General features: G+C 58.0%; 27 protein-coding genes. 17 read left to right on the top strand and 10 right to left on the bottom strand.

The features are described 5' to 3' along the window. Positions 1 to 20: 20 nt before the first annotated feature. Complete coding sequence (gene gsiC / locus C1N60_RS13405) at positions 21 to 941, top strand: glutathione ABC transporter permease GsiC (protein WP_021508400.1); 921 nt, start codon at positions 21 to 23, stop codon at positions 939 to 941. Between the two features lie 10 nt (positions 942 to 951). Continuing rightward, positions 952 to 1,857, top strand: a complete 906-nt coding sequence (gsiD, locus tag C1N60_RS13400) for a glutathione ABC transporter permease GsiD (protein ID WP_394520967.1) — start codon at positions 952 to 954, stop codon at positions 1,855 to 1,857. Positions 1,858 to 2,102: 245 nt separating this feature from the next. Here gsiD and C1N60_RS13395 read toward each other — a convergent pair whose 3' ends face one another. Next, positions 2,103 to 3,770, bottom strand: a complete 1,668-nt coding sequence (locus tag C1N60_RS13395) for a methyl-accepting chemotaxis protein (protein ID WP_394520966.1) — start codon at positions 3,768 to 3,770, stop codon at positions 2,103 to 2,105. 116 nt (positions 3,771 to 3,886) lie between these two features. On the opposite strand from C1N60_RS13395, the gene C1N60_RS13390 reads away from it, so the two are divergent. Next, entirely contained in the window at positions 3,887 to 4,336 is a 450-nt protein-coding gene (locus C1N60_RS13390) for a DUF4385 domain-containing protein (RefSeq protein WP_058775349.1), read from the top strand. Here C1N60_RS13390 and rimO read toward each other — a convergent pair. After that, on the bottom strand, positions 4,333 to 5,658 hold the full coding sequence (gene rimO, locus C1N60_RS13385) for a 30S ribosomal protein S12 methylthiotransferase RimO (protein WP_021508396.1): 1,326 nt from the start codon (positions 5,656 to 5,658) through the stop codon (positions 4,333 to 4,335). The genes C1N60_RS13390 and rimO overlap by 4 nt on opposite strands. A gap of 307 nt (positions 5,659 to 5,965) precedes the next feature. On the opposite strand from rimO, the gene C1N60_RS13380 reads away from it, so the two are divergent. Together C1N60_RS13380 and C1N60_RS13375 are read left to right on the top strand one after the other, a co-directional pair. Further along, on the top strand, positions 5,966 to 6,601 hold the full coding sequence (locus C1N60_RS13380; RefSeq protein ID WP_021508393.1) for a carbonic anhydrase: 636 nt from the start codon (positions 5,966 to 5,968) through the stop codon (positions 6,599 to 6,601). A gap of 113 nt (positions 6,602 to 6,714) precedes the next feature. After that, on the top strand, positions 6,715 to 7,848 hold the full coding sequence (locus C1N60_RS13375; RefSeq protein ID WP_021508392.1) for a PQQ-dependent sugar dehydrogenase: 1,134 nt from the start codon (positions 6,715 to 6,717) through the stop codon (positions 7,846 to 7,848). Position 7,849: 1 nt separating this feature from the next. Here C1N60_RS13375 and C1N60_RS13370 read toward each other — a convergent pair whose 3' ends face one another. Continuing rightward, a complete protein-coding gene (locus C1N60_RS13370; protein ID WP_021508391.1) occupies positions 7,850 to 8,506 on the bottom strand; it encodes an HAD family hydrolase in 657 nt (218 codons plus the stop codon). A gap of 274 nt (positions 8,507 to 8,780) precedes the next feature. On the opposite strand from C1N60_RS13370, the gene C1N60_RS13365 reads away from it, so the two are divergent. Further along, positions 8,781 to 9,986, top strand: coding sequence for a serine hydrolase (locus tag C1N60_RS13365; protein ID WP_394520965.1), 1,206 nt, complete (start codon positions 8,781 to 8,783; stop codon positions 9,984 to 9,986). A gap of 48 nt (positions 9,987 to 10,034) precedes the next feature. Here the strand turns inward: C1N60_RS13365 and ybjG are convergent, their stop codons facing one another. The 3 genes from ybjG to C1N60_RS13350 form a co-directional block, all read right to left on the bottom strand. Further along, positions 10,035 to 10,640, bottom strand: coding sequence for an undecaprenyl-diphosphate phosphatase (ybjG, locus tag C1N60_RS13360; protein WP_021508389.1), 606 nt, complete (start codon positions 10,638 to 10,640; stop codon positions 10,035 to 10,037). After that, positions 10,627 to 11,382, bottom strand: coding sequence for a phosphatase PAP2 family protein (locus C1N60_RS13355; RefSeq protein ID WP_072209945.1), 756 nt, complete (start codon positions 11,380 to 11,382; stop codon positions 10,627 to 10,629). Before C1N60_RS13355 ends, ybjG begins: the two co-directional genes overlap by 14 nt. A gap of 201 nt (positions 11,383 to 11,583) precedes the next feature. Beyond that, complete coding sequence (locus C1N60_RS13350) at positions 11,584 to 13,272, bottom strand: aspartate:alanine antiporter (protein ID WP_021508387.1); 1,689 nt, start codon at positions 13,270 to 13,272, stop codon at positions 11,584 to 11,586. A gap of 260 nt (positions 13,273 to 13,532) precedes the next feature. Between C1N60_RS13350 and ybjM the strand changes: the two genes are divergently transcribed. After that, positions 13,533 to 13,904 (top strand): inner membrane protein YbjM, encoded by a 372-nt coding sequence (gene ybjM / locus C1N60_RS13345; protein ID WP_021508386.1) that lies wholly within the window; start codon positions 13,533 to 13,535, stop codon positions 13,902 to 13,904. A 33-nt stretch (positions 13,905 to 13,937) separates the two neighbouring features. Here ybjM and C1N60_RS13340 read toward each other — a convergent pair whose 3' ends face one another. Continuing rightward, the gene (locus C1N60_RS13340; protein WP_010618314.1) at positions 13,938 to 14,201 is read right to left on the bottom strand and encodes a GrxA family glutaredoxin; all 264 of its coding nucleotides are present in this window, start codon (positions 14,199 to 14,201) and stop codon (positions 13,938 to 13,940) included. A 208-nt stretch (positions 14,202 to 14,409) separates the two neighbouring features. Here C1N60_RS13340 and C1N60_RS13335 point away from each other — a divergent pair, with 208 nt between their 5' ends. From C1N60_RS13335 to rlmC, 10 genes are all read left to right on the top strand, one after another. Then, the gene (locus C1N60_RS13335; protein WP_058775352.1) at positions 14,410 to 14,661 is read left to right on the top strand and encodes a DUF1418 family protein; all 252 of its coding nucleotides are present in this window, start codon (positions 14,410 to 14,412) and stop codon (positions 14,659 to 14,661) included. A 12-nt stretch (positions 14,662 to 14,673) separates the two neighbouring features. Next, entirely contained in the window at positions 14,674 to 15,396 is a 723-nt protein-coding gene (gene nfsA / locus C1N60_RS13330; protein WP_058757789.1) for an oxygen-insensitive NADPH nitroreductase, read from the top strand. Between the two features lie 17 nt (positions 15,397 to 15,413). After that, positions 15,414 to 16,316 carry a 30S ribosomal protein S6--L-glutamate ligase gene (rimK, locus tag C1N60_RS13325; RefSeq protein ID WP_021508383.1) on the top strand — a complete coding sequence of 301 codons (903 nt, stop codon included), beginning with the start codon at positions 15,414 to 15,416 and terminating at the stop codon, positions 16,314 to 16,316. Positions 16,317 to 16,403: 87 nt separating this feature from the next. Further along, positions 16,404 to 16,883 carry a type III secretion system chaperone family protein gene (locus C1N60_RS13320; protein ID WP_021508382.1) on the top strand — a complete coding sequence of 160 codons (480 nt, stop codon included), beginning with the start codon at positions 16,404 to 16,406 and terminating at the stop codon, positions 16,881 to 16,883. A 372-nt stretch (positions 16,884 to 17,255) separates the two neighbouring features. Next, positions 17,256 to 18,365 (top strand): spermidine/putrescine ABC transporter substrate-binding protein PotF, encoded by a 1,110-nt coding sequence (potF, locus tag C1N60_RS13315; protein ID WP_021508381.1) that lies wholly within the window; start codon positions 17,256 to 17,258, stop codon positions 18,363 to 18,365. A 119-nt stretch (positions 18,366 to 18,484) separates the two neighbouring features. Continuing rightward, positions 18,485 to 19,618, top strand: coding sequence for a putrescine ABC transporter ATP-binding subunit PotG (gene potG / locus C1N60_RS13310; protein ID WP_021508380.1), 1,134 nt, complete (start codon positions 18,485 to 18,487; stop codon positions 19,616 to 19,618). A gap of 9 nt (positions 19,619 to 19,627) precedes the next feature. Continuing rightward, positions 19,628 to 20,584 carry a putrescine ABC transporter permease PotH gene (gene potH, locus C1N60_RS13305; protein ID WP_021508379.1) on the top strand — a complete coding sequence of 319 codons (957 nt, stop codon included), beginning with the start codon at positions 19,628 to 19,630 and terminating at the stop codon, positions 20,582 to 20,584. Next, positions 20,581 to 21,426, top strand: a complete 846-nt coding sequence (gene potI / locus C1N60_RS13300; RefSeq protein WP_058757786.1) for a putrescine ABC transporter permease PotI — start codon at positions 20,581 to 20,583, stop codon at positions 21,424 to 21,426. The genes potH and potI overlap by 4 nt, the downstream gene beginning before the upstream one ends. Before the next feature lie 66 nt (positions 21,427 to 21,492). Next, complete coding sequence (locus C1N60_RS13295; protein WP_058757785.1) at positions 21,493 to 21,957, top strand: YbjO family protein; 465 nt, start codon at positions 21,493 to 21,495, stop codon at positions 21,955 to 21,957. A 48-nt stretch (positions 21,958 to 22,005) separates the two neighbouring features. Beyond that, a complete protein-coding gene (gene rlmC, locus C1N60_RS13290) occupies positions 22,006 to 23,142 on the top strand; it encodes a 23S rRNA (uracil(747)-C(5))-methyltransferase RlmC (protein WP_394520964.1) in 1,137 nt (378 codons plus the stop codon). Positions 23,143 to 23,205: 63 nt separating this feature from the next. Here rlmC and C1N60_RS13285 read toward each other — a convergent pair whose 3' ends face one another. The 3 genes from C1N60_RS13285 to artQ form a co-directional block, all read right to left on the bottom strand. After that, entirely contained in the window at positions 23,206 to 23,937 is a 732-nt protein-coding gene (locus C1N60_RS13285; RefSeq protein WP_394520963.1) for an arginine ABC transporter substrate-binding protein, read from the bottom strand. A gap of 154 nt (positions 23,938 to 24,091) precedes the next feature. Beyond that, positions 24,092 to 24,760, bottom strand: a complete 669-nt coding sequence (gene artM, locus C1N60_RS13280) for an arginine ABC transporter permease ArtM (protein WP_021508374.1) — start codon at positions 24,758 to 24,760, stop codon at positions 24,092 to 24,094. Positions 24,761 to 24,763: 3 nt separating this feature from the next. Further along, positions 24,764 to 25,477 carry an arginine ABC transporter permease ArtQ gene (gene artQ, locus C1N60_RS13275; RefSeq protein ID WP_021508373.1) on the bottom strand — a complete coding sequence of 238 codons (714 nt, stop codon included), beginning with the start codon at positions 25,475 to 25,477 and terminating at the stop codon, positions 24,764 to 24,766. Positions 25,478 to 25,483 lie beyond the last annotated feature (6 nt).

Genomic DNA, 25,483 nt, shown 5'->3' with positions numbered 1-25,483 from the left:
GATGCTGCGCGGGATTTCGCATGCTCAACTATTTTCTTAAACGCCTGCTCGGGCTGATTCCCACGCTGCTGATTGTCGCAGTGCTGGTGTTCCTGTTCGTGCATCTGCTGCCGGGCGACCCGGCGCGCCTGATTGCCGGACCGGAAGCGGATGCCTCAGTGGTGGCGCTGGTGCGTCAGGAGCTGGGGCTCGATCAGCCGCTGATTCAGCAATTCTGGCACTTTATCCTCAATGCTTTGCAGGGTGATTTTGGTCAGTCGATGGTGTCAAAGCGGCCGGTCTCTGCCGAAATTGCCGCGCGCTTTTTTCCTACTCTGTGGCTGACGCTGAGCAGCATGGTGTGGGCGGTGGTGTTTGGCATGGCGATCGGCATCGTTTCGGCGGTATGGCGCAATCGCTGGCCGGACCGCATCGGCATGACGCTGGCGGTTTCCGGCATCTCCTTTCCGGCGTTTGCGCTGGGCATGCTGCTGATGCAGGTCTTTTCGGTCGAGCTCGGCTGGCTGCCGACGGTGGGCGCCGACAGCTGGCAGCACTACATACTGCCGTCGATTACGCTCGGTGCCGCCGTGGCCGCGGTAATGGCGCGCTTTACCCGCGCTTCGTTCGTTGAGGTGATGCAGGAAGATTATATGCGCACCGCACGGGCCAAAGGGGTGCGCGAATCGCTGGTGGTGGTCAAACACGGGCTGCGCAATGCCATGATTCCGGTGGTCACCATGATGGGGCTGCAGTTCGGCTTTCTGCTCGGCGGCTCGATTGTGGTGGAAGTGGTGTTTAACTGGCCCGGACTGGGCCGTCTGCTGGTGGATTCGGTGGAGATGCGCGATTACCCGGTGATTCAGGCCGAGGTGCTGCTGTTCTCGCTGGAGTTCATTCTGATTAACCTGATCGTCGATATGCTTTACGCGGCGATCAACCCGGCTATTCGCTACAGGTAAGGAGTCGCAATTGAAGAACTGGCGACGCGATGCGGCACTGAAATCCCTGCCGCTGATGACGGAAAACCGGGTTCGCACGCCGTGGCGTGAATTCTGGCGGCGCTTTCGCCGTCAGCATGTGGCGCTGCTGGCGGGCGCATTTGTACTGCTGCTGATTGTGGTGGCGTTTATCGCCCCGTGGATCGCCCCGTTTGATGCCGAAAACTATTTTGACTACGACCGGCTCAACGAAGGTCCGTCGTGGATGCATCTGTTTGGCGTCGATTCACTTGGACGCGATATCTTCAGTCGGGTGCTGGTCGGCACGCGCATTTCGCTGATCGCTGGCTTCTTCTCGGTGGCGATTGGCACGGTGATCGGCACCGTGCTGGGGCTGCTGGCGGGCTATTACGAAGGCTGGTGGGATCGCATTACCATGCGCATCTGCGATGTGTTGTTTGCGTTTCCCGGCATTCTGCTGGCGATCGCGGTGGTGGCGATCATGGGCAGCGGCATGAGCAACGTGATTGTGGCAGTGGCGATTTTTAGTGTTCCGGCATTTGCCCGTCTGGTGCGTGGCAATACGCTGGTGCTGAAACATCAGACTTATATCGAGTCGGCGCGCAGTATTGGTGCCTCCGACTGGACTATTATCATGCGTCACATTTTGCCCGGTACGGTGTCGTCGATTGTGGTCTATTTCACCATGCGTATCGGTACCTCGATCATCACCGCCGCCAGCCTGTCCTTTCTCGGCCTGGGCGCGCAGCCACCGACGCCGGAGTGGGGCGCAATGCTCAACGAGGCGCGCGCTGATATGGTGATTGCGCCGCACGTGGCGATCTTCCCCAGCCTGGCGATTTTTCTCACCGTGCTGGCGTTCAATCTGTTGGGCGACGGCCTGCGCGATGCGCTGGACCCGAAACTGAAGAGCTGATTTTCGAGCTGGCAGGCGTGAACCGGAGCCACAGTGCCGCTATTCAGGGGAAATATTTGTCCGTGCAGTATTTGGGTCACCATTAATGGCGACCCTACTAGGTCATTGCGCAACATATTGTCGGCTGCACATTGAGATATGAGGGCATTGCGCGTTTTTTACCGCTCGCCCATTAATGTCCAGCGGCATTGCTTGTTGTAAGGTGCGCATTCATGCGCACCGGTATCCTTTTACGCCTCAGCGCATTAAAACGTTTCCCAGTTATCGTTACCGTGGCTCACCGCCGCGGGCAGGGCGCGGGTCGGGGCGGCCAGCACCGGTTTCACCACCCGCTCGGTTACCGCAGCGGCCGGGCGGGCGCCGGTGTTGAAACGCGCCACCGCCGATGACAATCGGCTGGCCTGCTGCTCCAGCGACGCCGAGGCGCTGGCCGATTCCTGCACCAGCGTGGCGTTCTGCTGCGTCACGCGATCCATCTCATTCACCGCCTGGCCAATCTGGTCGATACCGCGGCTCTGCTCATCGGAGGCCGAGGCAATCTCGCCCATGATATCGGTGACGCGCGTCACCGCGCTGACAATCTCCTGCATGGTATCGCCAGCGCTGCTGACCTGCTGCGAACCGAGGTCCACGCGCTGCACGGAGTTTTCAATCAGCAGTTTGATCTCTTTCGCCGCCTGCGCGCTGCGCTGGGCCAGGTTGCGCACTTCGCCCGCCACCACCGCAAAACCGCGCCCCTGCTCACCGGCACGCGCCGCTTCTACCGCGGCGTTAAGCGCCAGAATGTTGGTCTGGAAAGCGATACCGTCGATGACGCTGGTAATGTCGGCGATTTTCTTCGAGCTGTCCGCAATGTCGCGCATGGTTTTCACCACGCCTTCCACCACGTTACCGCCTTTATCGGCGGTGTCCGACGCGGTTTTCGCCAGCTGCGTAGCCTGACGCGCGTTGTCAGCGTTCTGCTTCACGGTCGCGGTCAGCTGTTCCATGCTGGCGGCGGTCTCTTCCAGTGAGGCAGCCTGCTGTTCGGTCCGCGCCGAGAGATCATTATTACCGTTGGCGATGGCACTGGCGCTGCCAAAAATGGCATCCGCGCTGTCGCGCACGTTATTAATGGTACCAAGCAGCGCCTGCTGCATATGATTCAGGCTGGCGGCAATGGCCGCCATTTCACTGCGGCCTGCCACCTGCAGGCTGGCTGACAAATCGCCTTCGGCAAAGCGCTCGATCTGCTGCTGCACCTGCTGCATCGGTGCCAGCAGCACGCGGCGTACCAGCGTCCATACCGCCGCCACCATCAGCACCACCACCAGCGCGATGACGGCAATCATGATCAGCACCTGCTGATAGTTGCTGTCATTTTGCAGGCTGCGCTGATTAATCAGCTGCATGTTTTCATCGCGCCACTGCTGATAAGCCTGTTCCAGTTCATCCTGCGCCTGCTGCGCATCGAGGTTGCCGTAGGCCGCGTAGTTATTGGCTTTCAGAAACACGGCGGACTGCTGCAGCAGCGCGGCAAACGCTTTGAATTTATTGTCGATCAGATCGGCGGTCGACGCACTCTGGCCGTCGATGCGCGGATAGCTTCTATACTGATTGAAGTGCTGCTGCGCCGCTTCCAGCGAGGCACCGGCTGCCAGCAGCAGCTTGTTGATCGCCGCCAGCGACTGCTCGTCAGTCTGATTTTTCAGAATACGGATCGCCACGCGGTTGATGGTGACGCGGGTTTTCACCAGCGTTTGCCAGCCGTCGCCCAGCTCGCGCTGCTGATGAGACAACTGATTGCTGGCGGTGAAATTATGTTGTCCCGCGCGCAGCGAGGAGAAAAAGAGCGAGCCGGATATGGCCTGCATGGCTGTGAATACCACCAGAATAACCACAATGGCGGTCACAATTTTCATCTTGTTGAACATGTGAGCATCTCTTAGCAAATGAGCCGGTAGTTATGTTATCGGTGGAAAAAAGCATCACTAAAGTGCGGCAGCGAAATAATTCACCGCAGTAATGGTTACGGACAGGAGGCCAGGGGATGAAACCCTTCAATTACCAGCAGGATTTTAAACAGCTCGACTTCCGTCAGCATCCGGAGCTGTATCAGGTCGGGCGCGGCGAGCAGGGGGTGCTGATGGTGGAACCTTATAAGAGCGAAATTCTGCCGCACTGGCGCTTTCGCACCGTCGAGCTGGCGCAGCAGTCATCAGAAAAAATCATGCAGCTGTTCGAGGCGTATCGCGCGCAGGATGATTTTGTCGGTATGGATATGGCGCGCAAATTTATTCAGATGGGTTACACCCGCGCGCGCCGCTACAGCAATCATCAGGGCGGACGGAAATACGATGCCGACGGCAAAGAGCTGCCGCGTACGGTAGAAAAAGAAAAGGCCGCTGCGGCGGCCGTGTTCAAAGCGTGCTGGGACCGGCTGCGCGCCGATAACGATTATCTGGCGCGCAAAAAAGCGCACCAGCAAAAGTACGGTTAAACGCGCGTGCCCCACAGGTCGTATTCGTCGGCGTGTTCGACTTTGACACGCACCACCTCGCCGACCTTCACCTGGCGATCGCCATTCAGGTACACCGCACCGTCGATTTCCGGGGCGTCGGCCATGCTGCGGCCGACTGCGCCTTCTTCATCCACTTCATCGATGATCACCAGAATCTCGCGACCGATTTTCTCCTGCAGACGCTCTGCGGAGATCTGCTGCTGCAGCTGCATGAAGCGGTCGAAACGCGCCTGCTTGACGTCGTCCGGAACCTGATCCGGCAGCTGGTTAGCCGTGGCGCCTTCAACCGGGCTGTACTGGAAGCAGCCAACGCGATCGAGGCGCGCTTCACGCAGGAAGTCGAGCAGCATCTGGAAATCTTCTTCGGTTTCGCCCGGGAAACCCACGATGAAGGTGGAACGCAGCGTCAGCTCCGGACAGATTTCACGCCAGCGTTTGATGCGCTCCAGCGTGCGCTCAACCGCGCCCGGACGCTTCATCAGCTTCAGGATACGCGGACTGGCGTGCTGCAGTGGAATATCGAGGTAAGGCAGGATTTTGCCTTCGGCCATCAGCGGGATCACATCATCCACGTGCGGATACGGATAAACGTAGTGCAGACGCACCCAGACGCCGAGTTTTGCCAGCTGCTCACACAGGCTGACCATGCTGGTTTTCACCGGCGAACCGTTCCAGAAACCGGTGCGGTGTTTAACATCGACGCCGTACGCGGAGGTGTCCTGCGAGATCACCAGCAGCTCTTTTACACCCGCTTCTACCAGACGTTTAGCTTCATCGAGTACTGCGCCAATCGGACGGCTGTCCAGATCGCCACGCATTGACGGGATGATGCAGAAGGTGCAGCGATGGTTACAGCCTTCGGAAATTTTCAGGTAAGCGTAGTGGCGCGGCGTCAGCTTCACGCCCTGTTCCGGCACCAGACTGAGGAACGGGTTGTGCTCGGGTTTTGGCACGTAAGTGTGCACGTGCGACAGGACCTGCTCGTAGCTGTGCGGGCCGGTGATCTCCAGTACTTTCGGATGCACTTCGCGAATCTGATCCACTTTGGCGCCGAGGCAGCCGGTGACGATCACTTTGCCGTTCTCGTTCAGCGCTTCACCAATCGCTTCCAGTGATTCCTGTACGGCACTGTCAATAAATCCACAGGTGTTAACGATGACGATCTCCGCATCATCGTAGCGTGGCACCACGTCGTAGCCTTCTGTCCGCAGCTCCGTCAGGATGCGTTCAGAGTCGACGAGGTTTTTTGGGCAGCCGAGAGAGACGAAGCCTACACGCGGCGGATTTTTGACATGGCTCATAAGGATAAAAATTCATCATAATTAAGGTGGACAGGAGCGCGATTGTACAGAGGTTGACGGGGAAAATGTATAGGCTGCGTGAGAATCTGATTGGCGGCAAAAATTGATGTTAACGCTATGCTTGCTGAGGGTAACCCACGCTCAATAGTCACTGGGTTGCGGACATCCGGGTTGTGCAAGCGGGTCGATTTTGCTTAAATATCGGGTTGGTGATTGTAAGTTATTATCGACATTACAGAATTTTAAAGCGCGCCAGCGGTGAGTTTCTCTCTGCCGGGGCTGAAGTGGATAATGTGAGAGCAGACAAATGCAAGAGATCGTCAAAGGTTTTCTGAATTTTCAACAGAATGTGTTTCCTGAAAGGAAGGATCTTTTCAAGAGTCTGGCGTCCAACCAGAATCCTAAAGCTTTATTCATCTCCTGTTCGGATAGCCGTCTGGTGCCAGAGCTGGTGACACAGTCGGAGCCGGGCCAGCTGTTTGTGATCCGTAACGCCGGTAATATCGTCCCGCCGTTTGGTCCGGAGCCGGGTGGCGTGTCAGCAACCATCGAGTATGCGGTGGTCGCGCTGGGCGTAACCGAGATTATTATTTGTGGTCACTCCAACTGTGGTGCGATGAATGCGATTGCGTCCAACGCCGATCTCGAGAGCATGCCGGCGGTTGACCACTGGCTGCACTACGCCAATGCAGCAAAAGCGGTGGTGGAAGAGCGCAACTACGAATCGGTTGAGAAACGCCTCAACGAAATGGTGAAAGAGAACGTGATTGCCCAGCTCAACAATATCAAAACGCATCCTTCCGTTTCGGTCGCGCTGCGTAAAGGCAAGCTGCGCCTGCACGGCTGGGTTTATGATATTGAAAGCGGCGGCATTATTGCCCTGACCAAAGGCGGTGAATCCTTCATTTCACTGTCGGAAAACCCGGAAACCTGCTTCGAATAATCCTGCCTGCTATCCGCCCGGCCACTGTGCCGGGCTTAATGTTTTGTAAATCCTGCACATCCTTTCTTACTGGCTGACTACCCTTAACGGCAGACTGTGAAAAGGAGAATCCCATGCGTTTATGGCGTGTTGCGCTGCTGGCTGGCGCGCTCAGCGGTTCCTTTACCGCGTTGGCGGCCGATGTCCAGGTGCAGGTGTTACAGGACAAGCTCGATCATCCGTGGTCGGTGGCGTTTCTGCCCGACCAGCAAACCCTGCTGATTACCGAACGTTCCGGACAGCTGCGCAGCTGGCAGCCGGGCCGGGGGCTATCGCAGCCGATTAGCGGCGTACCCGACGTGTGGGCCAACCGCCAGGGCGGTCTGCTGGATGTGGTGCTGGCGCCGGACTTCGCGCAAAGCCGTCGGGTGTGGCTCAGTTATACCACCGCCGATGACACCGGCCGCGCGGGCGGCGTAGTGGGTTACGGCACGCTCAGCGCAGATCTCCGTCAGCTGCAGGATTTTAAGGTGGTGCTGGAGCAAACGCCGAAACTGTCCGGCGGTGCCAACATCGGCACGCGGCTGGCGTTTGATCGCCAGGGCTATCTGTACATCGCGTTCGGCGATAACTTTGCCAGCCGCAGCGCGCAGCAGCTGGATAAGCTGTCCGGCAAGATTGTCCGTCTGACGCAGGACGGCAAGGTGCCGGCGGATAATCCGTTTAACCATCGTCAGGGCGCACGCGCGGAGATCTGGTCTTACGGCGTGCGCAACCCGCAGGGGCTGGCGCTCAATCCGTGGACGCAGCAGATGTGGGAGAGTGAACACGGCCCGCGCGGCGGCGATGAGGTGAATCTGGCGGCGAAGGGCAAAAATTACGGCTGGCCGCTGGCGACGTATGGCATTGATTACAGTGGGCAGAAAGTGCCGGAAGCGCAGGGCAGCGCCGTTGCCGGCACTGAGCAGCCGCTGTTTTACTGGCAGCAATCGCCGGCCATCAGCGGCATGGCGTTTTACAATAGCGCGCGCTTTCCCCAGTGGAAAAACTCGCTGTTTATCGGTGCGCTGAAAGATAAAAGTCTGATCCGTCTGCGCGTTAACGGCGAGAAGGTTGAAGAGGCGCAGCGGCTGCTGGGTGACCGTGGCGAACGCATCCGCGATGTTCGCCAGGGGCCGGATGGTTATCTGTATGTGCTGACCGATGAGGCCAATGGCAAGCTGCTGAAAGTCGGGCTGGCGGATGCCGCCAGCGCCGCGCGGGGTTAAATCAGCGCACCCAGTTACACACCTGCCAGCCGCGCTGCTGCGCTTCCTGCTGCAGCAGCGCATCCGGGTTAATCACCCATGCATGATCGGCATGCGACAGCAGCGGCAGATCGTTCATCGAATCGCTGTACGCCCAGGTGCGCTCAAAGCGTCGATCCTGCTGCAGTGCTCGCCAGTCGCTGAGTCGTGAAACTTTGCCTTCACGGTAAGTGGCGGTGCCGTAAATCTCACCGCTGTAGCGTTCATCGACCACTTCCACGCCAATCGCCAGCGCGCCGTGTACGCCCAGCCGTTCCGCAATCGGCACGGCGAGGTGATCGCCGCTGGCGGTAATAATCATTACCGTGTCGCCACGCTGCTGATGCCACTGAATGCGTTCGCGCGCGGCGGGAAAGACGCGCGGCAGGATATCGCGATGAATAAAGCGCCGCACCCAGCCTGCGACGGTGAGCGTCGCCATGCCGGTGAGCGGTGAGAGCGTGGTGCGCATGTACTCTTCAATCGACAGGCTGCCGGCGTGGTATTGCGCCATCAGCGCCTGCTCCTGACGAATGATCTCTTCCGGTGCAAACCCCTGCGAAACCAGCCAGCGCAGCCAGAGGCTGGTGCTGTCTTCACAAATCAGGGTTTCATCCAGATCGAAAACGGCTAAGTCCATCATGATTCTCCTCGGGCTGACTGGCATCAGGTTAGCGGAATTTTGTGACTGGCTTAACTGTTCTGCGAAAATTCGGAATTTCTCGCAATTTTTCCTCTGCCCTGACGCCCGCGCACTGGCAGCGCAGCGGCCTTAATGCCAGGGTTACTCTAACAAACTCTAAAAAACTTTACGGTTTGGCGGTTTTTTTCACCGGCGTGAACCGTTAGCGTTTGGTAAGACATGTCTTACCTGCACAAATCCGTGATTTTACAAGGACAATTGGGTCACGCTCATGAGAAAAACATCCCTGACTTCAGTCTGGCGGCCACTGGCGGCTACTTCATTATTGTTGCTTTTCGTCCCTGTCACCACTCAGGCCGAGCAGGCACCGGCGGCACCGCAGATTGAGGCAAAGGCCTGGATTCTGATGGACTACAGCAGCGGTAAAGTGCTGGCAGAGTCCAATGCCGACCAGCGTCTTGATCCCGCCAGTCTGACCAAAATGATGACCAGCTACGTGGTGGGTCAGGCGCTGAAATCCGGCAAAATTACTAACAACGATATGGTCACTATCGGCCAGGACGCGTGGGCCACCGGCAATCCGAAACTGCGCGGATCGTCGCTGATGTTTCTTAAACCGGGCGACCGCATCCCGGTTTCGGAACTGAATAAGGGCGTGGTGATTCAGTCAGGGAATGATGCCTGTATCGCGCTGGCGGATTATGTCGCCGGCAGTCAGGATGCCTTCATCGGCCTGATGAACAATTACGTTAAAGCCTTTGGCCTGCAAAACACCCACTTCATGACGGTGCACGGTCTGGACGCCGAAGGCCAGTACAGCACCGCACGCGACATGGCGATCATCGGCCAGCGCCTGATTGGTGATGTGCCGGAAGAGTATGCGCTGAACAGCGAAAAAGAATTTACCTTTAATAATATCAAACAGATGAACCGCAACCGCCTGCTGTGGAGTAGCAACCTTAAGGTTGACGGCATCAAAACCGGGCATACCTCAGGGGCGGGCAACAATCTGGTTGCTTCAGCGGTCGATGGCGATATGCGCCTGATTTCGGTGGTACTGGGCGCGCAGACCGATGCCATTCGCTTTCGCGAGAGTGAAAAGCTGCTGACGTGGGGCTTCCGTTTCTATGAAACCGTTACGCCGATTAAAGCGGATAAACCGTTTGCCCAGCAGCGCGTGTGGTTTGGCGAAAACAGCCAGGTCAACCTCGGCGTGGCGAAGGATGCGGCGATCACTATCCCGAAAGGGCAGATGAAAAATCTCAAGGCCAGCTTTACCCTCAACGCACCGCAGCTGGAAGCGCCGCTGAAAAAGAACCAGGTAGTGGGCACTATCGATTTCCAGCTGGATGGCAAAACCATTGAGCAGCGTCCGCTGGTGGCGATGGAGGATGTACCGGAAGCCGGCTTTGTTGGCCGCATCTGGGATTTCATTATGATGAAATTCAACGGCTGGTTTGGTAAGTGGTTCAGTTAATCTCAGGACGGCGGGTCAGCCCGTGGCTAACCCGCCTGCCGGCGCAGTTTATCCGCGCACCCAGCCTTTTTTAATCGGCATCGCGAACAGGGCGCGGTAGAGTTGATGCGTCAGCGCCAGCATGCGCTGACCGTACAGCTGCCACGCCAGATGCGAAGCCAGACAGCCAAGCAACCCCACCAGAAAACCGCCCAGCATATCCAGCGGCCAGTGCACGCCGAGATACACGCGTGACCAGGCAATAGCGCTGCCAATCGCCAGCAAAACCACCCCGGACCACAGACGGTGCCAGAAAATAAACGCCAGCGCGAAGGTAAAAATCGTGGTGCCGTGATCGCTGGGATAGGAGTCATCAGCAGCGTGTGACAGGAACTGGTGACCGAAGCCAATGGCGAACGGGCGCGGGTGTGGCAGCAGCTGGCCCACGCACCAGGAGATGCTCAGCGCATAAATCAGCGCCATGCCGGTTTTCAGCACCAGCGCGCGCTGCGACTGCAGCTGATCGCGCGGTCCCCACAGCCACAGGGCGACAATCAGCAACGGCACAATCGCAATCACATCTTTGGCGATAAAGGTCGCCAGGCTGAGCAGCCACGCGGGTGAATCCGGCGTGGCGTTAATCCATAAAAAGAGGGTGTGGTTAAGAGCTTCCATCACGTTTCCTCGTCCTCGTCTTGTTTACCCAAAAAGAAATTGCGGCAAAAATCAGCAGCTGGCTGAGCCACACCCACCAGCCCGCCCACAAATTGTGGGAGAAAAAGTGCGCACCACGCATCACCTGGCCATAGCCCATCAGCAGGCCACAGGCGATACCCACTGCCAGCGCCAGCAGCGCGCGGCGTGGACGCTCCGGCCACCATAAAAAAAACAGCGCCATCAGCGCAAAGCCGCTGGAAGCATGGCCGCCCGGAAAGCACTGGCCCGGGCCGCTGTTGGCCGGCACCGCCGCCAGCAGCGGAAAGCTCGCGGCGTTGCCGCCGAACAGCGCCAGATCCCACGGACAGGAGTGCGCACTGTGCGCCTTCAGCATGCCTACCACCAGCGGCCCCATGCCAAACAGCAGGGCCACCAGCACGCGCCGGGCGTCACGCTGTTGCAGGCCGCGCAGTAACAGCAGTACCGCGCCAGCGATAATCACATCCTTCATCAGCCGATGGTTGATCAGATCCAGCCAGCGGTTGTGCTGCCACGGAAAACGCCGGGTGAGCGGATCAAACCAGCGCTGGCTGATGGCGATGTCGAGGCTTTCGTGGCGCGACCACCACAGAAACGCCAGCGCCAGAATTGCCAGCAAAATAAGGTTGATAGCGTAGAAGCGCGCGGACAGAGAATAAATAGCCGCGCTCCGAATCTCACTGCGGGTTGTTGGAGTGTTTAACTTTGATGAAAGTTGCATGAATATTTGCAAATAGCGAAACCAGAGTCACAGGGTGGCAAATCACGCTTAGGGAAACCTTAAGGGGGCGCGCGGCAGGCATAAAAAAACCCGCTAGCAGAAGGCTAACGGGCTCCTCAATTTGGGGATTTCAAAGAAAAGCAGTGGCACTTATTCAGACTGCATCGCGTCCGATTAGTTCTGACGCGTGTAAAAATATTTTTAAACAGGCAAAAGCGGCCAGATGATGACGATCAGCGTCCCCGCCAGCGTCAGCAAGACGTTGGCAATGGCGTAGGTGCCGGCATAGCCGAGCGCCGGAATGCTGCTGCGCGCGGTATCGCTGATGATCTCCATGGCCGGTGCGCAGGTGCGCGCGCCCATGATGGCACCAAACAGCAGCGCGCGGTTCATGCGCAGCACATAAGCGCCGAACAGATAGCAAATCACCACCGGCAACAGACTCACCAGCAGGCCGCTCAGCAGCATCAGCGCGCCCGCACTGCCGAGACCGTGCTGCAGCCCGCTGCCGGCGCTCAGGCCAACCCCGGCCATAAACACCATAAGGCCAAACTCTTTCACCATGGTCAGTGCGCCCTGTGGGATGTAGCCGAACGTCGGGTGGTTGGCGCGCAGGAAGCCGAGCATGATGCCGGCAAACAGCAGCCCGGCGGCGTTGCCCAGGCCAAAGCTGAAGTTGCTGAACTGGAAGGTGATCATGCCGATCATCAGGCCGATGATAAAGAAGGCGCAGAACGCCAGCAGATCGGTCATCTGGCTGTGAATAGCAATGAAGCCGATGCGATCGGCCAGGCTTTTCACCCGACGCGCTTCGCCGCTCACCTGCAGCACATCGCCTTTGTTGAGCATAATGCTGTCGTCGATCGGCATCTCAATCTGGCTGCGAATCACCCGGTTGAGGAAGCAGCCATGATCGGTCAGTTTTAAATGGCTCAGGCGTTTATTCACCGCGTTGTGGTTTTTCACCACGATCTCTTCGGTGACGATGCGCATGTCGAGCAGATCGCGATCGAACACCTCTTTACCATTACGGAAACTGGCGTCGAGACGCGCATGGGCATCCGGATAGCCCACCAGAGAAATTTCGTCGCCGAGCTGCAGCACGGCATCACCGTCCGGGCTGGCGAGAATGCCGTTACGCCGCAGGCGCTCAATGTAGCAGCCGGTCTGACGGTGAATCCCCAGCTCGCGCAGGTTTTTGCCGCCGCTCCACTCAACCAGCTCCGGACCAACGCGATAAGCACGAATTACCGGCAGGAACACTTTACGCTGGCTGTCCGCATCCAGACCGCGCTCGCGCGCGATTTGCTGGGCGCAGGTCGGCAAATCCTGATGCTGCAGGCGCGGCAGGTAGCGTGCGCCGAAAATCAGGCTGACCAGCCCAATCAGATAGGTGAGGGCGTAACCCAGGCTGAGATTGTCCTGCATGCGCCCCAGCAGCTGCGTGTCGCTGATGCTTTGCCGCAGCGTATCGCCTGCGCCCACCAGTACCGGCGTTGAGGTCATCGAGCCGGCCAGCATGCCGGCGGTGAGGCCGATATCCCAGCCAAACAGTTTGCCGAGCGTCAGCGCAATCAGCAGGGCGCTGACCACCATGACGATCGCCAGAAAGAAATAGTTCTTACCGTCGCGGAAAAAGATGGAGAAAAAGTTGGGACCGGCTTCCACCCCGACACAAAAAATAAACAGCATAAAGCCCAGACTTAAGGCGTCAGTATTAATCGCGAAGTGTTGCTGACCCAGAATCAGCGAAACCACCAGCACACCAATAGAATTACCGAGTTGTACGGAGCCAAGGCGTAATTTACCCAGGCACAGGCCGAGGGCTAATACGACAAATAATAACAGAACGTCATTTCCGCTTAACAATTCTGCGACGTTAATGTTCACGGTTTAACTTCTTATTTACCTGTAACGGGTTGATGGGAGGGGATTTTTTCGCTATCTTGTGACGGCAGCGCACGGCCCGGTCACCGAATGTTCTTAATCTGTGACCCACATAAAGCGGCGCCATTCTAATCATAATTAACACCCTCAGCTATCAGCAGTTTTCATTCCTTCTGCCTTCAGCTGTTTCTTTTTATTTCCACGTAAGCGCATCAGGGCAGTTAAAAGTTTCAATATTGTTAACGTCAAAGTTGAGGAGAGGTATGTTGCAGCGCAATAATCGCTGGCCAGCATCGGTTCTGGGCGTGATGCTTTATACGCTGGTGTTTATTTTTGCACATCATTTTTGGTCCGCCGCCGCGACGCAGGCGGTGCGTGGACAGCCGGAACTGCTGCTGTTTCTGCTGCCGGGCATCGTGATGGCGCTGCTGCAGCCGGACAGTCCGCTGATCGGCACCCTGTGGATCGCGCTGGGCGGGACGCTGCTGGGCATGATGTGGGTGTGGCTGGTGATGCCGATGACGCACAGCTTGCTGCTGGTGACGGCGTGGAGCCTGAGTGCTCTATTCTGGGCGGGGTGCGGTGCGCTGCTGGTGCGCCTGTTGCGCATTATGCTGGCGATGCGCACCAGCTGAGTGAAGCGAAGACGGGCCCGCAGGCCCGTCAGGTCAGGCTTCGATGCCGAGGTTTTCTTTGGTCCACGCAGCAAATTCGGTGTAACCACCGATGTGCTGGTCGTCGAGGAAGATCTGCGGCACGGTAGAAACCGGTTTACCGGCACGCGCTTCCAGGTCGGCTTTGGTGATGCCGGTCGCCTGGATATCGACGTACTGATAATTAAAATCGTCGCGCTCGCTGGTTAACTTCGTGGCTAACTCTTTTGCTCGTACGCAGTATGGGCAGCTGGAACGGCCAAAAATCACTGCAATCATTGCTTCTCTCCTTCCGCTGCTGTTTTGTGACTTGTCTCACATCACAGCGTGAATAATGCGTCACATCATGCCCGCCCATCCTGCTTAAGAAAAGCAGAAATTGCCTGTTACTCTAATGCGCGCTGTCTATACCCGGTCACAATGCCGTACTACAGTATTCGGGTATCACCTGCAGCAGAAACAGATGAACACTGAGGAGCCCTGAACCATGCGTAATCTGGCGACGTTGCCTAAACCCGTGCTACTGCTGGAAGCGCTGGGCGTGCTGGCAGTGATTGGCGCGCTGCTGCTGGTCAACGACTGGCTGGCGGCACCGGCATTCATGGCGAAAAAACCGCTGGCAACGCTGCTGTTTTTCTTCGGCATTGCGCTGATGCTGCCGGCAGCGTGGCTGATGATGTGGCGCACCGCAAAGGCGATGGCACCGCAGTTGTTCAATCACACCCACAAAAAGAAGTAACCGGAGAGGATTATGACGCCGACTATTGATTTGCTTTGCAGCCACCGTTCCATTCGCGCCTTTACTGAGCAGGGGATTGATGACGCCCAGCGCAGCGCGATTATCGCTGCGGCGCAGGCGGCCTCGACCTCCAGTTTTTTACAGTGTTCCTCCATTGTCCGTATCACCGACCGCGCCCTGCGCGAGCAGCTGGTGCAGCTTACCGGCGGCCAGCCGTGGGTCAGCGCCGCAGCGGAGTTTTGGGTGTTCTGCGCCGACTTCAACCGCCACCAGCAAATCTGCCCTGAGGCTCAGCTGGGCCGTGCCGAACAGCTGCTGCTGGGTTGTGTCGATACCGCGCTGATGGCGCAGAACGCCATGGTGGCCGCGGAATCGCTCGGTTTAGGCGGCGTGTTTATTGGCGGCATTCGCAACAGCATCGCGCAGGTGACGGAGCTGCTGGGGCTGCCGAAGTTTGTTCTGCCGCTGTTTGGTTTCTGCATCGGCCATCCCGACGCGTCACCGGACGTCAAGCCACGCATGCCGCAGGCGATGCTGGTGCATGAAAACCGCTACCAGCCGCTGGATAAAGCGGTACTGGCGCAATATGACCAGCAAATCACCGCTTACTATCAGCAGCGCGACAGCAATCAGCGCTCGGAAACCTGGAGCGAACTGATTCAGCGTTTGATCATTAAAGAAACGCGACCGTTTATGCTGGACTACCTGCATCAGCAGGGCTGGGCAACGCGCTAAGTACAGGGACCGCTGCAATGAAGATGGCCATTCTCACCCGTGACGGCGCGCTCTACTCCTGTAAACGCCTGCGTGAAGCCGCGGAAGCGCGTGGCCATCAGGTGCAGATGATCGATCCGCTCTCCTGCTACATGAACATCAACTCCGACTCGCCGGCGGTGCACTATCGCGGTGAGGCGCTCGGCCATTTCGACGCGGTGATCCCGCGCATCGGCACCGCCACCACCTTTTACGGTACGGCGGTGCTGCGTCAGTTCGAGATGCTCGGCAGCTATCCGCTCAACGAGTCAGTGGCCATTACCCGTGCACGCGACAAGCTGCGCTCGCTGCAGTTGCTGGCGCGCGAGGGCATCGACATGCCGGTTACCGGCTTTGCCTCGTCGCCGGATGATACGCAGGATGTGATCGCCATGGTCGGCGGCGCGCCGCTGGTGGTGAAACTGGTGGAGGGGACGCAGGGGATCGGCGTGGTGCTGGCGGAAACCCGCCAGGCGGCAGAGAGCGTGATCGATGCGTTTCGCGGTCTCAATGCGCATATTCTGGTGCAGGAGTTCATCAAAGAGGCGCGTGGGCGCGACATCCGCTGCCTGGTGATTGGTGACGAGGTGGTGGCGGCGATTGAGCGGGAAGCGAAAGAGGGCGATTTCCGCTCTAATCTGCACCGCGGCGGCAGCGCCCGCGCCGTCACCATTACCGATCAGGAGCGCGAGATCGCGGTCAAAGCGGCCACGACACTGGGATTAGCCGTGGCGGGCGTGGATATTCTGCGCGCCAACCGGGGTCCGCTGGTGATGGAGGTCAATGCCTCTCCGGGGCTGGAGGGCATCGAAGGCAGCACCGGTTTAGACATTGCCGCCATGATGATCCGCTGGATTGAGCAGCACGCCTGTCCCGGTTATCGTCCGAAAACCGGGGGCTAAACCGCGCTTTTGCGCGGTTTTCGTGGCATCTGCAGCCATTTTTCCGTAAGCTAAGGCGCTTATTTATTCACCCCACAGGATACAACGATGGATTCACTGGTCGTTCCTGACATCGACATGCTGCGTCGCTGGCTGGATCAACAAAATATCACCTGGTTCGAATGCGACGCCTGCCAGGCTTTGCATCTGCCGCATATGCAGAATTTTGACGGGGTGTTTGACGCGAAAATCGACCTGGTGGATAACGTTATCCTCTTCTCGGCGCTGGCAGAAGTAAAGCCCACCGCGCTGATCCCGCTGGTTGGTGAACTGTCACAAATCAATGCCAGTTCGCTCACGGTGAAAGCCTTTATCGATATACAGGATGACAACCTGCCGAAGCTGATCGTCTGCCAGTCAATCAGCGTAAGCGCCGGCATCACCTTTGGTCAGTTCACCCACTTCATGAAGCAGAGCGAAGAGGGGATTTCGATGGTGATCATGGAAGCGTTCGCCAATCATCTGCTGATGATGGGCGAAGACGAGGAGCGTCCGCCGAGCGTGAGCAGCCACAGCATGCTGCACTGATTTTTCCCCTCCTGCTAACTGCCGCTTTTTGCGGCAGTTTTCATTTCAGGCCCACCACTTTTTATTCTGCATTTTGCCCTTTATTGCCAGATATTAGTCGTGCTTTATGCCGCTAGTGCCAGAGTGCATAGCAGAAACATGCATAACTTATCGCAAAAAGGCGTTTTTTAAGCTGGGATCTGGCACGCAGGAATCAGGGGGGCTATTCTTGCGGGGCTGTCTGATACGTGCAACTACGGCGCAGCTATAGGTTTTTGCTATTAAACTCCCGCTGAATATTGATTCATTGTGTGGCTGTAATTTAACAGACAACGCAACGACCGGATCGCGTGTATGCAGCGTTGTGATGACCCGCTCAGGAGGAAGAAAAACATGATCAACCAGTCAAAAAAATGGTTGCCAGGTGTGGTTGCAGGTGTGCTGATGGCTGCGGCCGTGGGCGCTCAGGCAGAGGATAAAACGCTGCACGTTTATAACTGGTCCGATTATATTTCGGCCGACACCGTGCCCAATTTTGAAAAGCAGACCGGCATCAAAGTGGTCTACGACGTGTTTGACTCCAACGAAGTGCTGGAAGGCAAACTGATGGCCGGCAGCACCGGCTATGACGTGGTGGTACCGTCGTCGAGCTTCCTCGCGCGTCAGCTGCAGTCTGGTGTGTTCCAGGAGCTGGATAAGAGCAAGCTGCCTAACTATAAAAACCTCGATCCCGATCTGATGGCGAAAGTGGCCCAGCACGATCCGGGTAACAAATACGCCATTCCTTACCTGTGGGGCACCACCGGTATTGGCTATAACATCGATAAAGTCAAAGCGGCACTGGGCGCCGATGCGCCGGTGAACAGCTGGGATTTGGTGCTGAAGCCGGAAAACCTGGAAAAACTGAAGAGCTGCGGCGTTTCGTTCCTCGATGCGCCAGAAGAGATTTTTGCCACCGTGCTGAACTACCTCGGCAAAGATCCGAACAGCTCTGACGCGAAAGATTACACCGGTGCGGCGACCGACCTGCTGCTGAAGCTGCGGCCGAATATCCGCTACTTCCACTCTTCGCAGTACATCAATGACCTCGCCAACGGCAACATCTGCGTCGCCATCGGCTGGTCTGGCGATATTCTGCAGGCGAAAGATCGCGCGGTGAAAGCCAACAACGGTGTCCATCTCGGTTACAGCGTACCGAAAGAGGGCGCGCTGGCGTTCTTCGACATGATGGCCATTCCAAAAGACGCGAAAAACCTGGATGCGGCTTATCAGTGGCTGAACTACATCATGGATCCGAAAGTGATTGCCGACGTCTCCAACAAGATGAACTACGCCAATGGCAACAAAGCGTCGCTGCCGCTGATCAATGCGGATGTGCGCAACAATCCGGGTATCTTCCCGACGCCGGAAGCGATGGCCAAACTGTTTGTGCTCAAGGTCCAGGATCCGAAACTGGATCGTGCGCGTACCCGTGCATGGACTAAAGTAAAAAGTGGTAAGTAATTCGTTCTGAACGGATTCCCTTATCGGTAAACGACAACAGAGGCGCGGTGCTGGCCTCTGTTGTGTCATTTAGCGGCTGGCTGTGCCGCGCTATCCCGCTTAGCGCCGGAGACATGTGAGTGAACGACGCGATTCCCCGCCCCCAAAATAAAACGGCTAAGGCGTTAACGCCGCTGCTGGAAATCCGCAACCTGACGAAATCGTTTGACGGCCAGCACGCCGTGGATGATGTCAGCCTGACCATTTACAAAGGCGAAATTTTCGCACTGCTGGGCGCTTCCGGCTGTGGCAAGTCCACGCTGCTGCGGATGCTGGCCGGCTTTGAAATTCCCAGCAGTGGCCAGATTGTGCTGGATGGTCAGGATCTGTCCCACGTGCCGCCGTATCAGCGGCCCATCAACATGATGTTCCAGTCGTACGCGCTGTTTCCACACATGACGGTGGAACAGAACATCGCTTTTGGCCTGAAGCAGGACAAACTGCCGAAAGGCGAAATCAGCAGCCGCGTGGCAGAGATGCTGGCGCTGGTGCATATGGAAGAGTACGCCAAACGTAAGCCGCACCAGCTTTCTGGCGGCCAGCGTCAGCGCGTGGCGCTGGCGCGGAGCCTGGCGAAACGTCCCAAGCTGCTGCTGCTCGACGAACCGATGGGCGCGCTGGATAAAAAACTGCGCGACCGCATGCAGCACGAAGTGGTGGATATTCTGGAGCGTGTAGGCGCTACCTGCGTGATGGTGACCCACGATCAGGAAGAGGCCATGACCATGGCGGGCCGCATCGCCATCATGAACCGCGGTAAATTTGTGCAGATTGGCGAGCCGGAAGAGATTTACGAGCACCCGACCAGCCGCTACAGCGCCGAGTTTATCGGCTCGGTGAATGTGTTTGATGGCCTGCTGCGTGAACGCCGCGACGAGGGCGTGGTGATCGACAGTCCGGGGCTGATGCATCCGCTCAAGGTGCAGACCGATGTGTCGATTGTGGACAACGTGCCGGTGCACGTGGCGCTGCGGCCGGAAAAAGTCATGCTGTGCGACGAGGTGCCGGCCGACGGCTGCAACTTTGCTGTGGGCGAAGTGGTGCACATCGCCTATCTCGGCGATCTGTCGATTTACCACGTACGGCTGCGCAGCGGCCAGATGATCAGCGCCCAGTTGCAGAATGCGCATCGCTACCGTAAAGGCGCGCCCACCTGGGGCGATGAAGTGCGCCTGTGCTGGGATGCCGACAGCTGTGTGGTCCTGACGGTTTAAGGAGGCGCTATGAGCCAGATTTCTCAACGCAGCGAGCCGGAAGTAGCGGGCACACCGCTGCAGCGCTGGGGCACGCGCATGAAAATGCAGCACGGTCGCAAACTGGTGATCGCGCTGCCTTATCTGTGGCTAATCCTGCTGTTTATGCTGCCGTTCCTCATCGTGCTGAAGATCAGTTTCGCCGATATTGCGCGCGCCATTCCGCCGTACACCGATTTGGTGACCTGGGCGGACGACCAGCTCAACCTGGTGCTCAATCTGGGCAACTACCTGACGCTAACCGACGATCCGCTGTACGCCGAAGCGTATCTCACCTCGCTGAAGGTGGCGGCGATCTCAACGGTGATCTGTCTGCTGATCGGTTATCCGCTGGCGTGGGCGGTGGCGCACAGCAAGCCCTCCATGCGCACCATCCTGCTGCTGCTGGTGATCCTGCCGTCGTGGACCTCGTTCCTGGTACGCGTCTATGCGTGGATGGGACTGCTGAACAACAACGGGATCCTCAACCGCTTCCTGATGTGGCTTGGCGTGATCGATCATCCGCTGATCATCCTGTACACCAACACGGCGGTGTATATCGGTATCGTTTACTGCTACCTGCCGTTTATGGTGCTGCCGATCTACACCGCGCTGACGCGCATTGATTATTCGCTGGTGGAAGCGTCGCTCGACCTCGGCGCGCGGCCGCTGAAAACCTTCTTCAGCGTCATCGTGCCGCTGACCAAAGGCGGCATTATTGCTGGTTCAATGCTGGTATTTATCCCGGCGGTGGGCGAGTACGTGATCCCGGAACTGCTCGGCGGACCGGACAGCATCATGATTGGGCGCATTTTGTGGCAGGAGTTCTTCAACAACCGCGACTGGCCGGTGGCCTCGGCGCTGGCGGTGATCATCCTGCTGATCCTGATTCTGCCTATCGTCTGGTTCCACAAACATCAAAACCGTGAAATGGGGGAGAAGGGATGAATCAGCTACCGGTAATCCGCTCTCCGTGGCGCACCGCGATTCTGGCGCTGTGCTTCCTGTTCCTGTACGCGCCGATGCTGCTGCTGGTGGTTTACTCCTTCAACAGCTCGCAGCTGGTGACGGTATGGGAGAGCTTCTCGTTTCACTGGTATCGCGTGCTGTTCCAGGATGATGCGATGCTGGATGCGGTTGGCCTGAGCCTGACCATCGCGGCGCTGTCGGCCACCATGGCAGTGGTGCTCGGCACCATGGCGGCGGTGATTATCGTGCGCTTCGGGCGTTTTCGCGGCCACAGCGGCTTTGCTTTCATGCTCACCGCGCCGCTGGTGATGCCCGACGTGATCACCGGTTTGTCACTGCTGCTGCTGTTCGTGGCGATGGGTAACACCTTTGGCTGGCCGGGCGATCGCGGCATGCTGACCATCTGGCTGGCGCACGTCACGTTCTGTACCGCCTACGTGGCGGTGGTGATCAACTCGCGGCTGCGCGAGCTGGATCGCTCAATTGAAGAAGCGGCGATGGACCTCGGCGCCACGCCGCTGAAGGTGTTCTTCGTGATTACCGTGCCGATGATTGCCCCGGCAATCATTACCGGCTGGCTGCTGGCGTTTACTCTGTCGCTGGACGACCTGGTGATCGCCAGCTTCGTCACCGGGCCGGGCGCTACCACGCTGCCGATGGCGATCTTTGCCACGGTGCGGCGCGGCGTCAATCCGGAGATCAACGCGCTGGCCTCACTGATTCTGTTTGTGGTCGGGCTGGTCGGCTTTATCGCCTGGCGCTTTATGGCGCACGAAGAAAAACAGCGATTGCGCGATATTCAGAAAGCAAAACGTGGCTGAGTGACGCAACATTTGCCAATATAAGCAAGGCTGACTCTGTCAGCCTTTTCTTATGGAGCGCGCGCAATGTCGGAAACGTTGAAAAACCTGGTGTTAACCTCCACGCCCGTGCCGGTGACCATTGCCGGCAGCGCCATTATCGCCACGCGCTGTATCAGCGTGCTGATGCTGGCCAATGAGCTGGGCTATGACGAAATCGCCAATTTTGTGCACCGCAGCGCGCAGGCGTGGGATTCCACGCTGATTTTTATCGCCAGCCAGCTAATTTTCCTGTTTGAACTGCGCTGTGCCTTTACCCTGATGCGCGGCAGTAATGCCGGGCGCTGGGGCTATGTGGCCACGCAGATCGTGGTGCTGCTGTACATGCTGATGGCGTCGGTGGGCTGGATCTATCCGGAGATTTTCAGCATTCCAGGCGAGAATAACGCGCAGATTATTCACCACACGCTGCTGCAGAAACTGCCGGATGTGCTGGTGCTGCTGCTGCTGTTTGTGCCGGCCAGCAGCCGCGCATTTTTCCGCGGCCGGTGATACAATCGGCCCCCGTTTTTGCTCCCGATTCTCAATACAGGCCTTTCCATGCATTGCGCGCTTTATCAGGCCGGTCGCTGTCGCTCATGTCAGTGGCTGGAAAAACCCTATCCGCAACAGCTGAGCGACAAGCAGACACAGCTGACGCAGCTGCTGAACGGCATGCCGGTCGCCGACTGGCGGCCGCCGGTCACCTCGGCGCAGCAGGGGTTTCGCAATAAAGCCAAGATGGTGGTGAGCGGCAGCGTGGAAAAACCGCTGTTCGGCATGGTGGCGCGGGACGGCGAGCCGGTGGATCTCTGCGCCTGTCCGCTCTATCCCGCCAGCTTCGCGGCGGTATTCGACGTGCTGAAACCCTTTATCGCCCGTGCCGGTCTGACGCCGTACAACGTGGCGCGCAAACGCGGCGAGCTGAAGTTTTTGCTGCTGACGGAGAGTACTCAGGGCGGCATGATGCTGCGTTTTGTCCTGCGCTCGCACAGCAAACTGGCGCAGCTGCGCGCCGCGCTGCCGTGGCTGCAACAGCAGTTGCCGCAGCTGCAGGTGATCTCCGCCAATATTCAGCCGGTGCACATGGCGATACTGGAGGGCGAGGAGGAGATGGCGCTGACGCCTGAGCAGGCGCTGCCGGAACGCTTCAACGACGTGCCGCTGTATATCCGTCCGCAAAGTTTCTTCCAGACTAACCCGCAGGTGGCGGCTGCGCTGTACGCAACGGCACGCGACTGGGTGGCGGAACTGCCAGTGCACAGCATGTGGGATCTGTTCTGTGGCGTTGGCGGCTTTGGCCTGCACTGCGCCACGCCGCAGATGCAGCTGACCGGCATTGAAATCAGTGCGGAAGCCATCGCCTGCGCGCAGCAGTCGGCGCAGCAGCTGGGGTTAGAGCAGGTGAGTTTTGCCGCGCTGGATTCCACGCAGTTTGCCACCGGGCATACGAGCGTGCCGCAGCTGGTGCTGGTCAATCCGCCACGTCGCGGTATTGGTGCAGAACTGTGCGCCTGGCTAAGCCGCATGGCGCCGGACTACATCCTGTATTCCAGCTGCAATCCCGCCAGCATGGCGCAGGACATTGCCCGCCTGGCCGACTATGACATCAGCCGCGTGCAGCTGTTCGATATGTTCCCGCACACCGCACATTTCGAGGTGCTGACGTTACTGCGTCGTAAGGGTGGAATCGCGTAGCGCCCGGCTGCGCTGAGGACGTGCAGAACCTGGCAGGCCCGGCGCCACGCAACTCCATAATGCTTATTCCGGGAACCACTTCTGATTGATCTGCTGCCAGCGACCGTTGGCTTTCAGCGCCGCCAGCGCGCCATTCAGCTGTTGCAGCAGCGCGCTGTTGCCCTTGCGCACCGCAATGCCGAGCCCGGTGCCGAAGTAGTCGCTGTCGGTAATGTGCTCGCCGACCGTGCTCAAATCCGCATTGGCCTTCAGCCACTGATTGACGACTGCGCTGTCACCAAATACGCCGTTGAGCCGGCCATTTTTCAGGTCGAGGATTGCGTTCTGGTAGCTGTCGTAGGCAACCGCAATTACTTCCGGATGCTTCTCCAGCAGGTATTTCTGATGGGTGGTGCCGTTTTCCACGCCGATGCGTTTGCCTTTCAGCTGGCTAAAGTCGCTATATTCACCTTTATGGGCGATGACAATCGCCGAATTGGCGTAGTAGGGCTGGGTAAAATCGACCTGCTTACTGCGCTCGGCGGTAATATCCATGCCGGAAATGACCGCGTCATAGCGACGGAATTTCAGCGAAGGAATCAGGCTATCAAAGGCATTGTTGGTGAAAGTGCACTCGGCCTGCATATGCTGACACAGCGCTTTAGCGAGGTCGATATCAAAACCGACAATCTGGTTATTCTGATCGAGTGATTCGAACGGGGGATAGGTGGCTGAGGCAGCAAAACGAATTTTCTCTGCCGCATAAGCATTCATTGCCAGCGTTGCCATCACTGCCGCAACAATCCATTTTCTCATTATAAGGCTCCTGTAAACCATGCCAGAGGCGAAACGATTTACACGATGCCAGTTAATGCATTTATATGCAATAAATATGATTAAAAATTTATTTCGCTGTGATCAAATACAGTGAGGAAGGGCGCGGCGCTTTCCTTCGCGCCGCGTCAGACGATCAGTTGCGGCGCTCAAACGCCAGCGCGCGCTTCTCGACCAGGCGCATCAGCAGCGTCAGCAGGCCGTTAACCACCAGATAAATCAGACCGGCGGCAGCATACACGGTGACGTCGTAGGTGCGGCCATACAGCAGCTGGCCGTGGCCCATCACTTCCATCAGCGTAATGGTATAGGCCAGCGAAGTACTCTTGAACACCAGCACCACTTCATTGGAGTAAGAGGAAAGGGCGCGCTTAAACGCGTACGGCAGCAGAATACGCAGCGTATCGCGGCGGCGCATGCCCAGCGCGGCGCAGGACTGCCACTGCCCGGCCGGAATGGCGCGCACCGCGCCGTAGAACAGCTGTGTGGTGTAGGCTGCGCTATTGAGCGACAGCGCCAGCATGGCACACAGCCACGGCTGCGACAGTAAATGCCAGAGCCACGGCACGTTCTGAATGCTGGGGAACTGGCCGGGACCGTAATAGATGAGGAAAATCTGCACCAGCAGCGGCGTGCCGGTAAACAGGGTGATATAGCCTTTGACCAGCCAGTTGAGCAGCGGCAGCTTCAGCGCCAGCACAATGGTGCACAGCAGCGCCAGCAGCAGCGCGGCGACCAGCGAGGCGGCCGTCAGCGTCAGGCTGGTATGCAGGCCTTTCAGTAGCTCAGGTAAATACGCCAGCATGCGTCAGGCCCCCCGCTCGAAGCGCGTGGTACGTGATTCAATACGGCGCAGCACCGCCTGACTGAATAGCGTAATCACTAAATAGATTGCGGCAGCCACCAGATACCAGGTAAACGGCTCCTGGGTGCGCGTCGCAATACTTTTGGTCTGCAGCATGAGATCGTTGACGCTAATCAGCGACACCAGCGCCGTATCCTTGAGCAGCACCAGCCACTGATTGCCGAGTCCGGGCAGCGCATGGCGCCACATCTGCGGCATAATCAGCCGGAAGAAAATCGCTGACTTTTTCATGCCCAGCGCCTGGCCTGATTCCCACTGGCCGGACGGCACCGCTTTCAGCGCACCGCGCAGCGTCTGAGAAGCGTAAGCCGAATAGAGCATCGCCAGCGCAATCACGCCACACAGGAACGGGCTGACATCAAAGTTCTCAATCTGCATCTGCACCGGCAGGGTGAACAGGCCCAGATTGAGCTGGAAGCCGTCCGACAGCGTCAGCAGCAGCTGCGAGGCACCGAAATAGATAAACAGCACCACCAGAATTTCCGGCAGGCCGCGAATCAGCGTCACCAGCCCGGTACCGATCCACGCCAGCGGTTTCCAGCGCAGCGATTCCCAGCCAGCAAAAATCATCGCCAGCGCGAGGCCGGCGATCAGGGCACAAACGGCAAGGCCGACGGTCATGCCGGCGGCGCTTGCGAGTGGAATCATTTCATTCATCAGAAA

This window comes from Pantoea sp. SGAir0184, from assembly GCF_043544755.1.
The sequence above is the reverse complement of the archived record's forward strand: the minus strand, read 5'-3'. Positions and strand labels throughout refer to the sequence as shown.

What these genes read in the sequence shown, in the direction of transcription:
- gsiC (WP_021508400.1), top strand. Translation starts at nt 21, where the DNA reads ATGCTCAACTATTTTCTTAAACGCCTGCTCGGGCTGATTCCCACGCTG.
- C1N60_RS13395 (WP_394520966.1), bottom strand. Translation starts at nt 3,770, where the DNA reads ATGTTCAACAAGATGAAAATTGTGACCGCCATTGTGGTTATTCTGGTG.
- C1N60_RS13390 (WP_058775349.1), top strand. Translation starts at nt 3,887, where the DNA reads ATGAAACCCTTCAATTACCAGCAGGATTTTAAACAGCTCGACTTCCGT.
- rimO (WP_021508396.1), bottom strand. Translation starts at nt 5,658, where the DNA reads ATGAGCCATGTCAAAAATCCGCCGCGTGTAGGCTTCGTCTCTCTCGGC.
- C1N60_RS13380 (WP_021508393.1), top strand. Translation starts at nt 5,966, where the DNA reads ATGCAAGAGATCGTCAAAGGTTTTCTGAATTTTCAACAGAATGTGTTT.
- C1N60_RS13375 (WP_021508392.1), top strand. Translation starts at nt 6,715, where the DNA reads ATGCGTTTATGGCGTGTTGCGCTGCTGGCTGGCGCGCTCAGCGGTTCC.
- C1N60_RS13370 (WP_021508391.1), bottom strand. Translation starts at nt 8,506, where the DNA reads ATGGACTTAGCCGTTTTCGATCTGGATGAAACCCTGATTTGTGAAGAC.
- C1N60_RS13365 (WP_394520965.1), top strand. Translation starts at nt 8,781, where the DNA reads ATGAGAAAAACATCCCTGACTTCAGTCTGGCGGCCACTGGCGGCTACT.
- ybjG (WP_021508389.1), bottom strand. Translation starts at nt 10,640, where the DNA reads ATGGAAGCTCTTAACCACACCCTCTTTTTATGGATTAACGCCACGCCG.
- C1N60_RS13355 (WP_072209945.1), bottom strand. Translation starts at nt 11,382, where the DNA reads ATGCAACTTTCATCAAAGTTAAACACTCCAACAACCCGCAGTGAGATT.
- ybjM (WP_021508386.1), top strand. Translation starts at nt 13,533, where the DNA reads ATGTTGCAGCGCAATAATCGCTGGCCAGCATCGGTTCTGGGCGTGATG.
- C1N60_RS13340 (WP_010618314.1), bottom strand. Translation starts at nt 14,201, where the DNA reads ATGATTGCAGTGATTTTTGGCCGTTCCAGCTGCCCATACTGCGTACGA.
- C1N60_RS13335 (WP_058775352.1), top strand. Translation starts at nt 14,410, where the DNA reads ATGCGTAATCTGGCGACGTTGCCTAAACCCGTGCTACTGCTGGAAGCG.
- nfsA (WP_058757789.1), top strand. Translation starts at nt 14,674, where the DNA reads ATGACGCCGACTATTGATTTGCTTTGCAGCCACCGTTCCATTCGCGCC.
- rimK (WP_021508383.1), top strand. Translation starts at nt 15,414, where the DNA reads ATGAAGATGGCCATTCTCACCCGTGACGGCGCGCTCTACTCCTGTAAA.
- C1N60_RS13320 (WP_021508382.1), top strand. Translation starts at nt 16,404, where the DNA reads ATGGATTCACTGGTCGTTCCTGACATCGACATGCTGCGTCGCTGGCTG.
- potF (WP_021508381.1), top strand. Translation starts at nt 17,256, where the DNA reads ATGATCAACCAGTCAAAAAAATGGTTGCCAGGTGTGGTTGCAGGTGTG.
- potH (WP_021508379.1), top strand. Translation starts at nt 19,628, where the DNA reads ATGAGCCAGATTTCTCAACGCAGCGAGCCGGAAGTAGCGGGCACACCG.
- potI (WP_058757786.1), top strand. Translation starts at nt 20,581, where the DNA reads ATGAATCAGCTACCGGTAATCCGCTCTCCGTGGCGCACCGCGATTCTG.
- C1N60_RS13295 (WP_058757785.1), top strand. Translation starts at nt 21,493, where the DNA reads ATGTCGGAAACGTTGAAAAACCTGGTGTTAACCTCCACGCCCGTGCCG.
- rlmC (WP_394520964.1), top strand. Translation starts at nt 22,006, where the DNA reads ATGCATTGCGCGCTTTATCAGGCCGGTCGCTGTCGCTCATGTCAGTGG.
- C1N60_RS13285 (WP_394520963.1), bottom strand. Translation starts at nt 23,937, where the DNA reads ATGAGAAAATGGATTGTTGCGGCAGTGATGGCAACGCTGGCAATGAAT.
- artM (WP_021508374.1), bottom strand. Translation starts at nt 24,760, where the DNA reads ATGCTGGCGTATTTACCTGAGCTACTGAAAGGCCTGCATACCAGCCTG.
- artQ (WP_021508373.1), bottom strand. Translation starts at nt 25,477, where the DNA reads ATGAATGAAATGATTCCACTCGCAAGCGCCGCCGGCATGACCGTCGGC.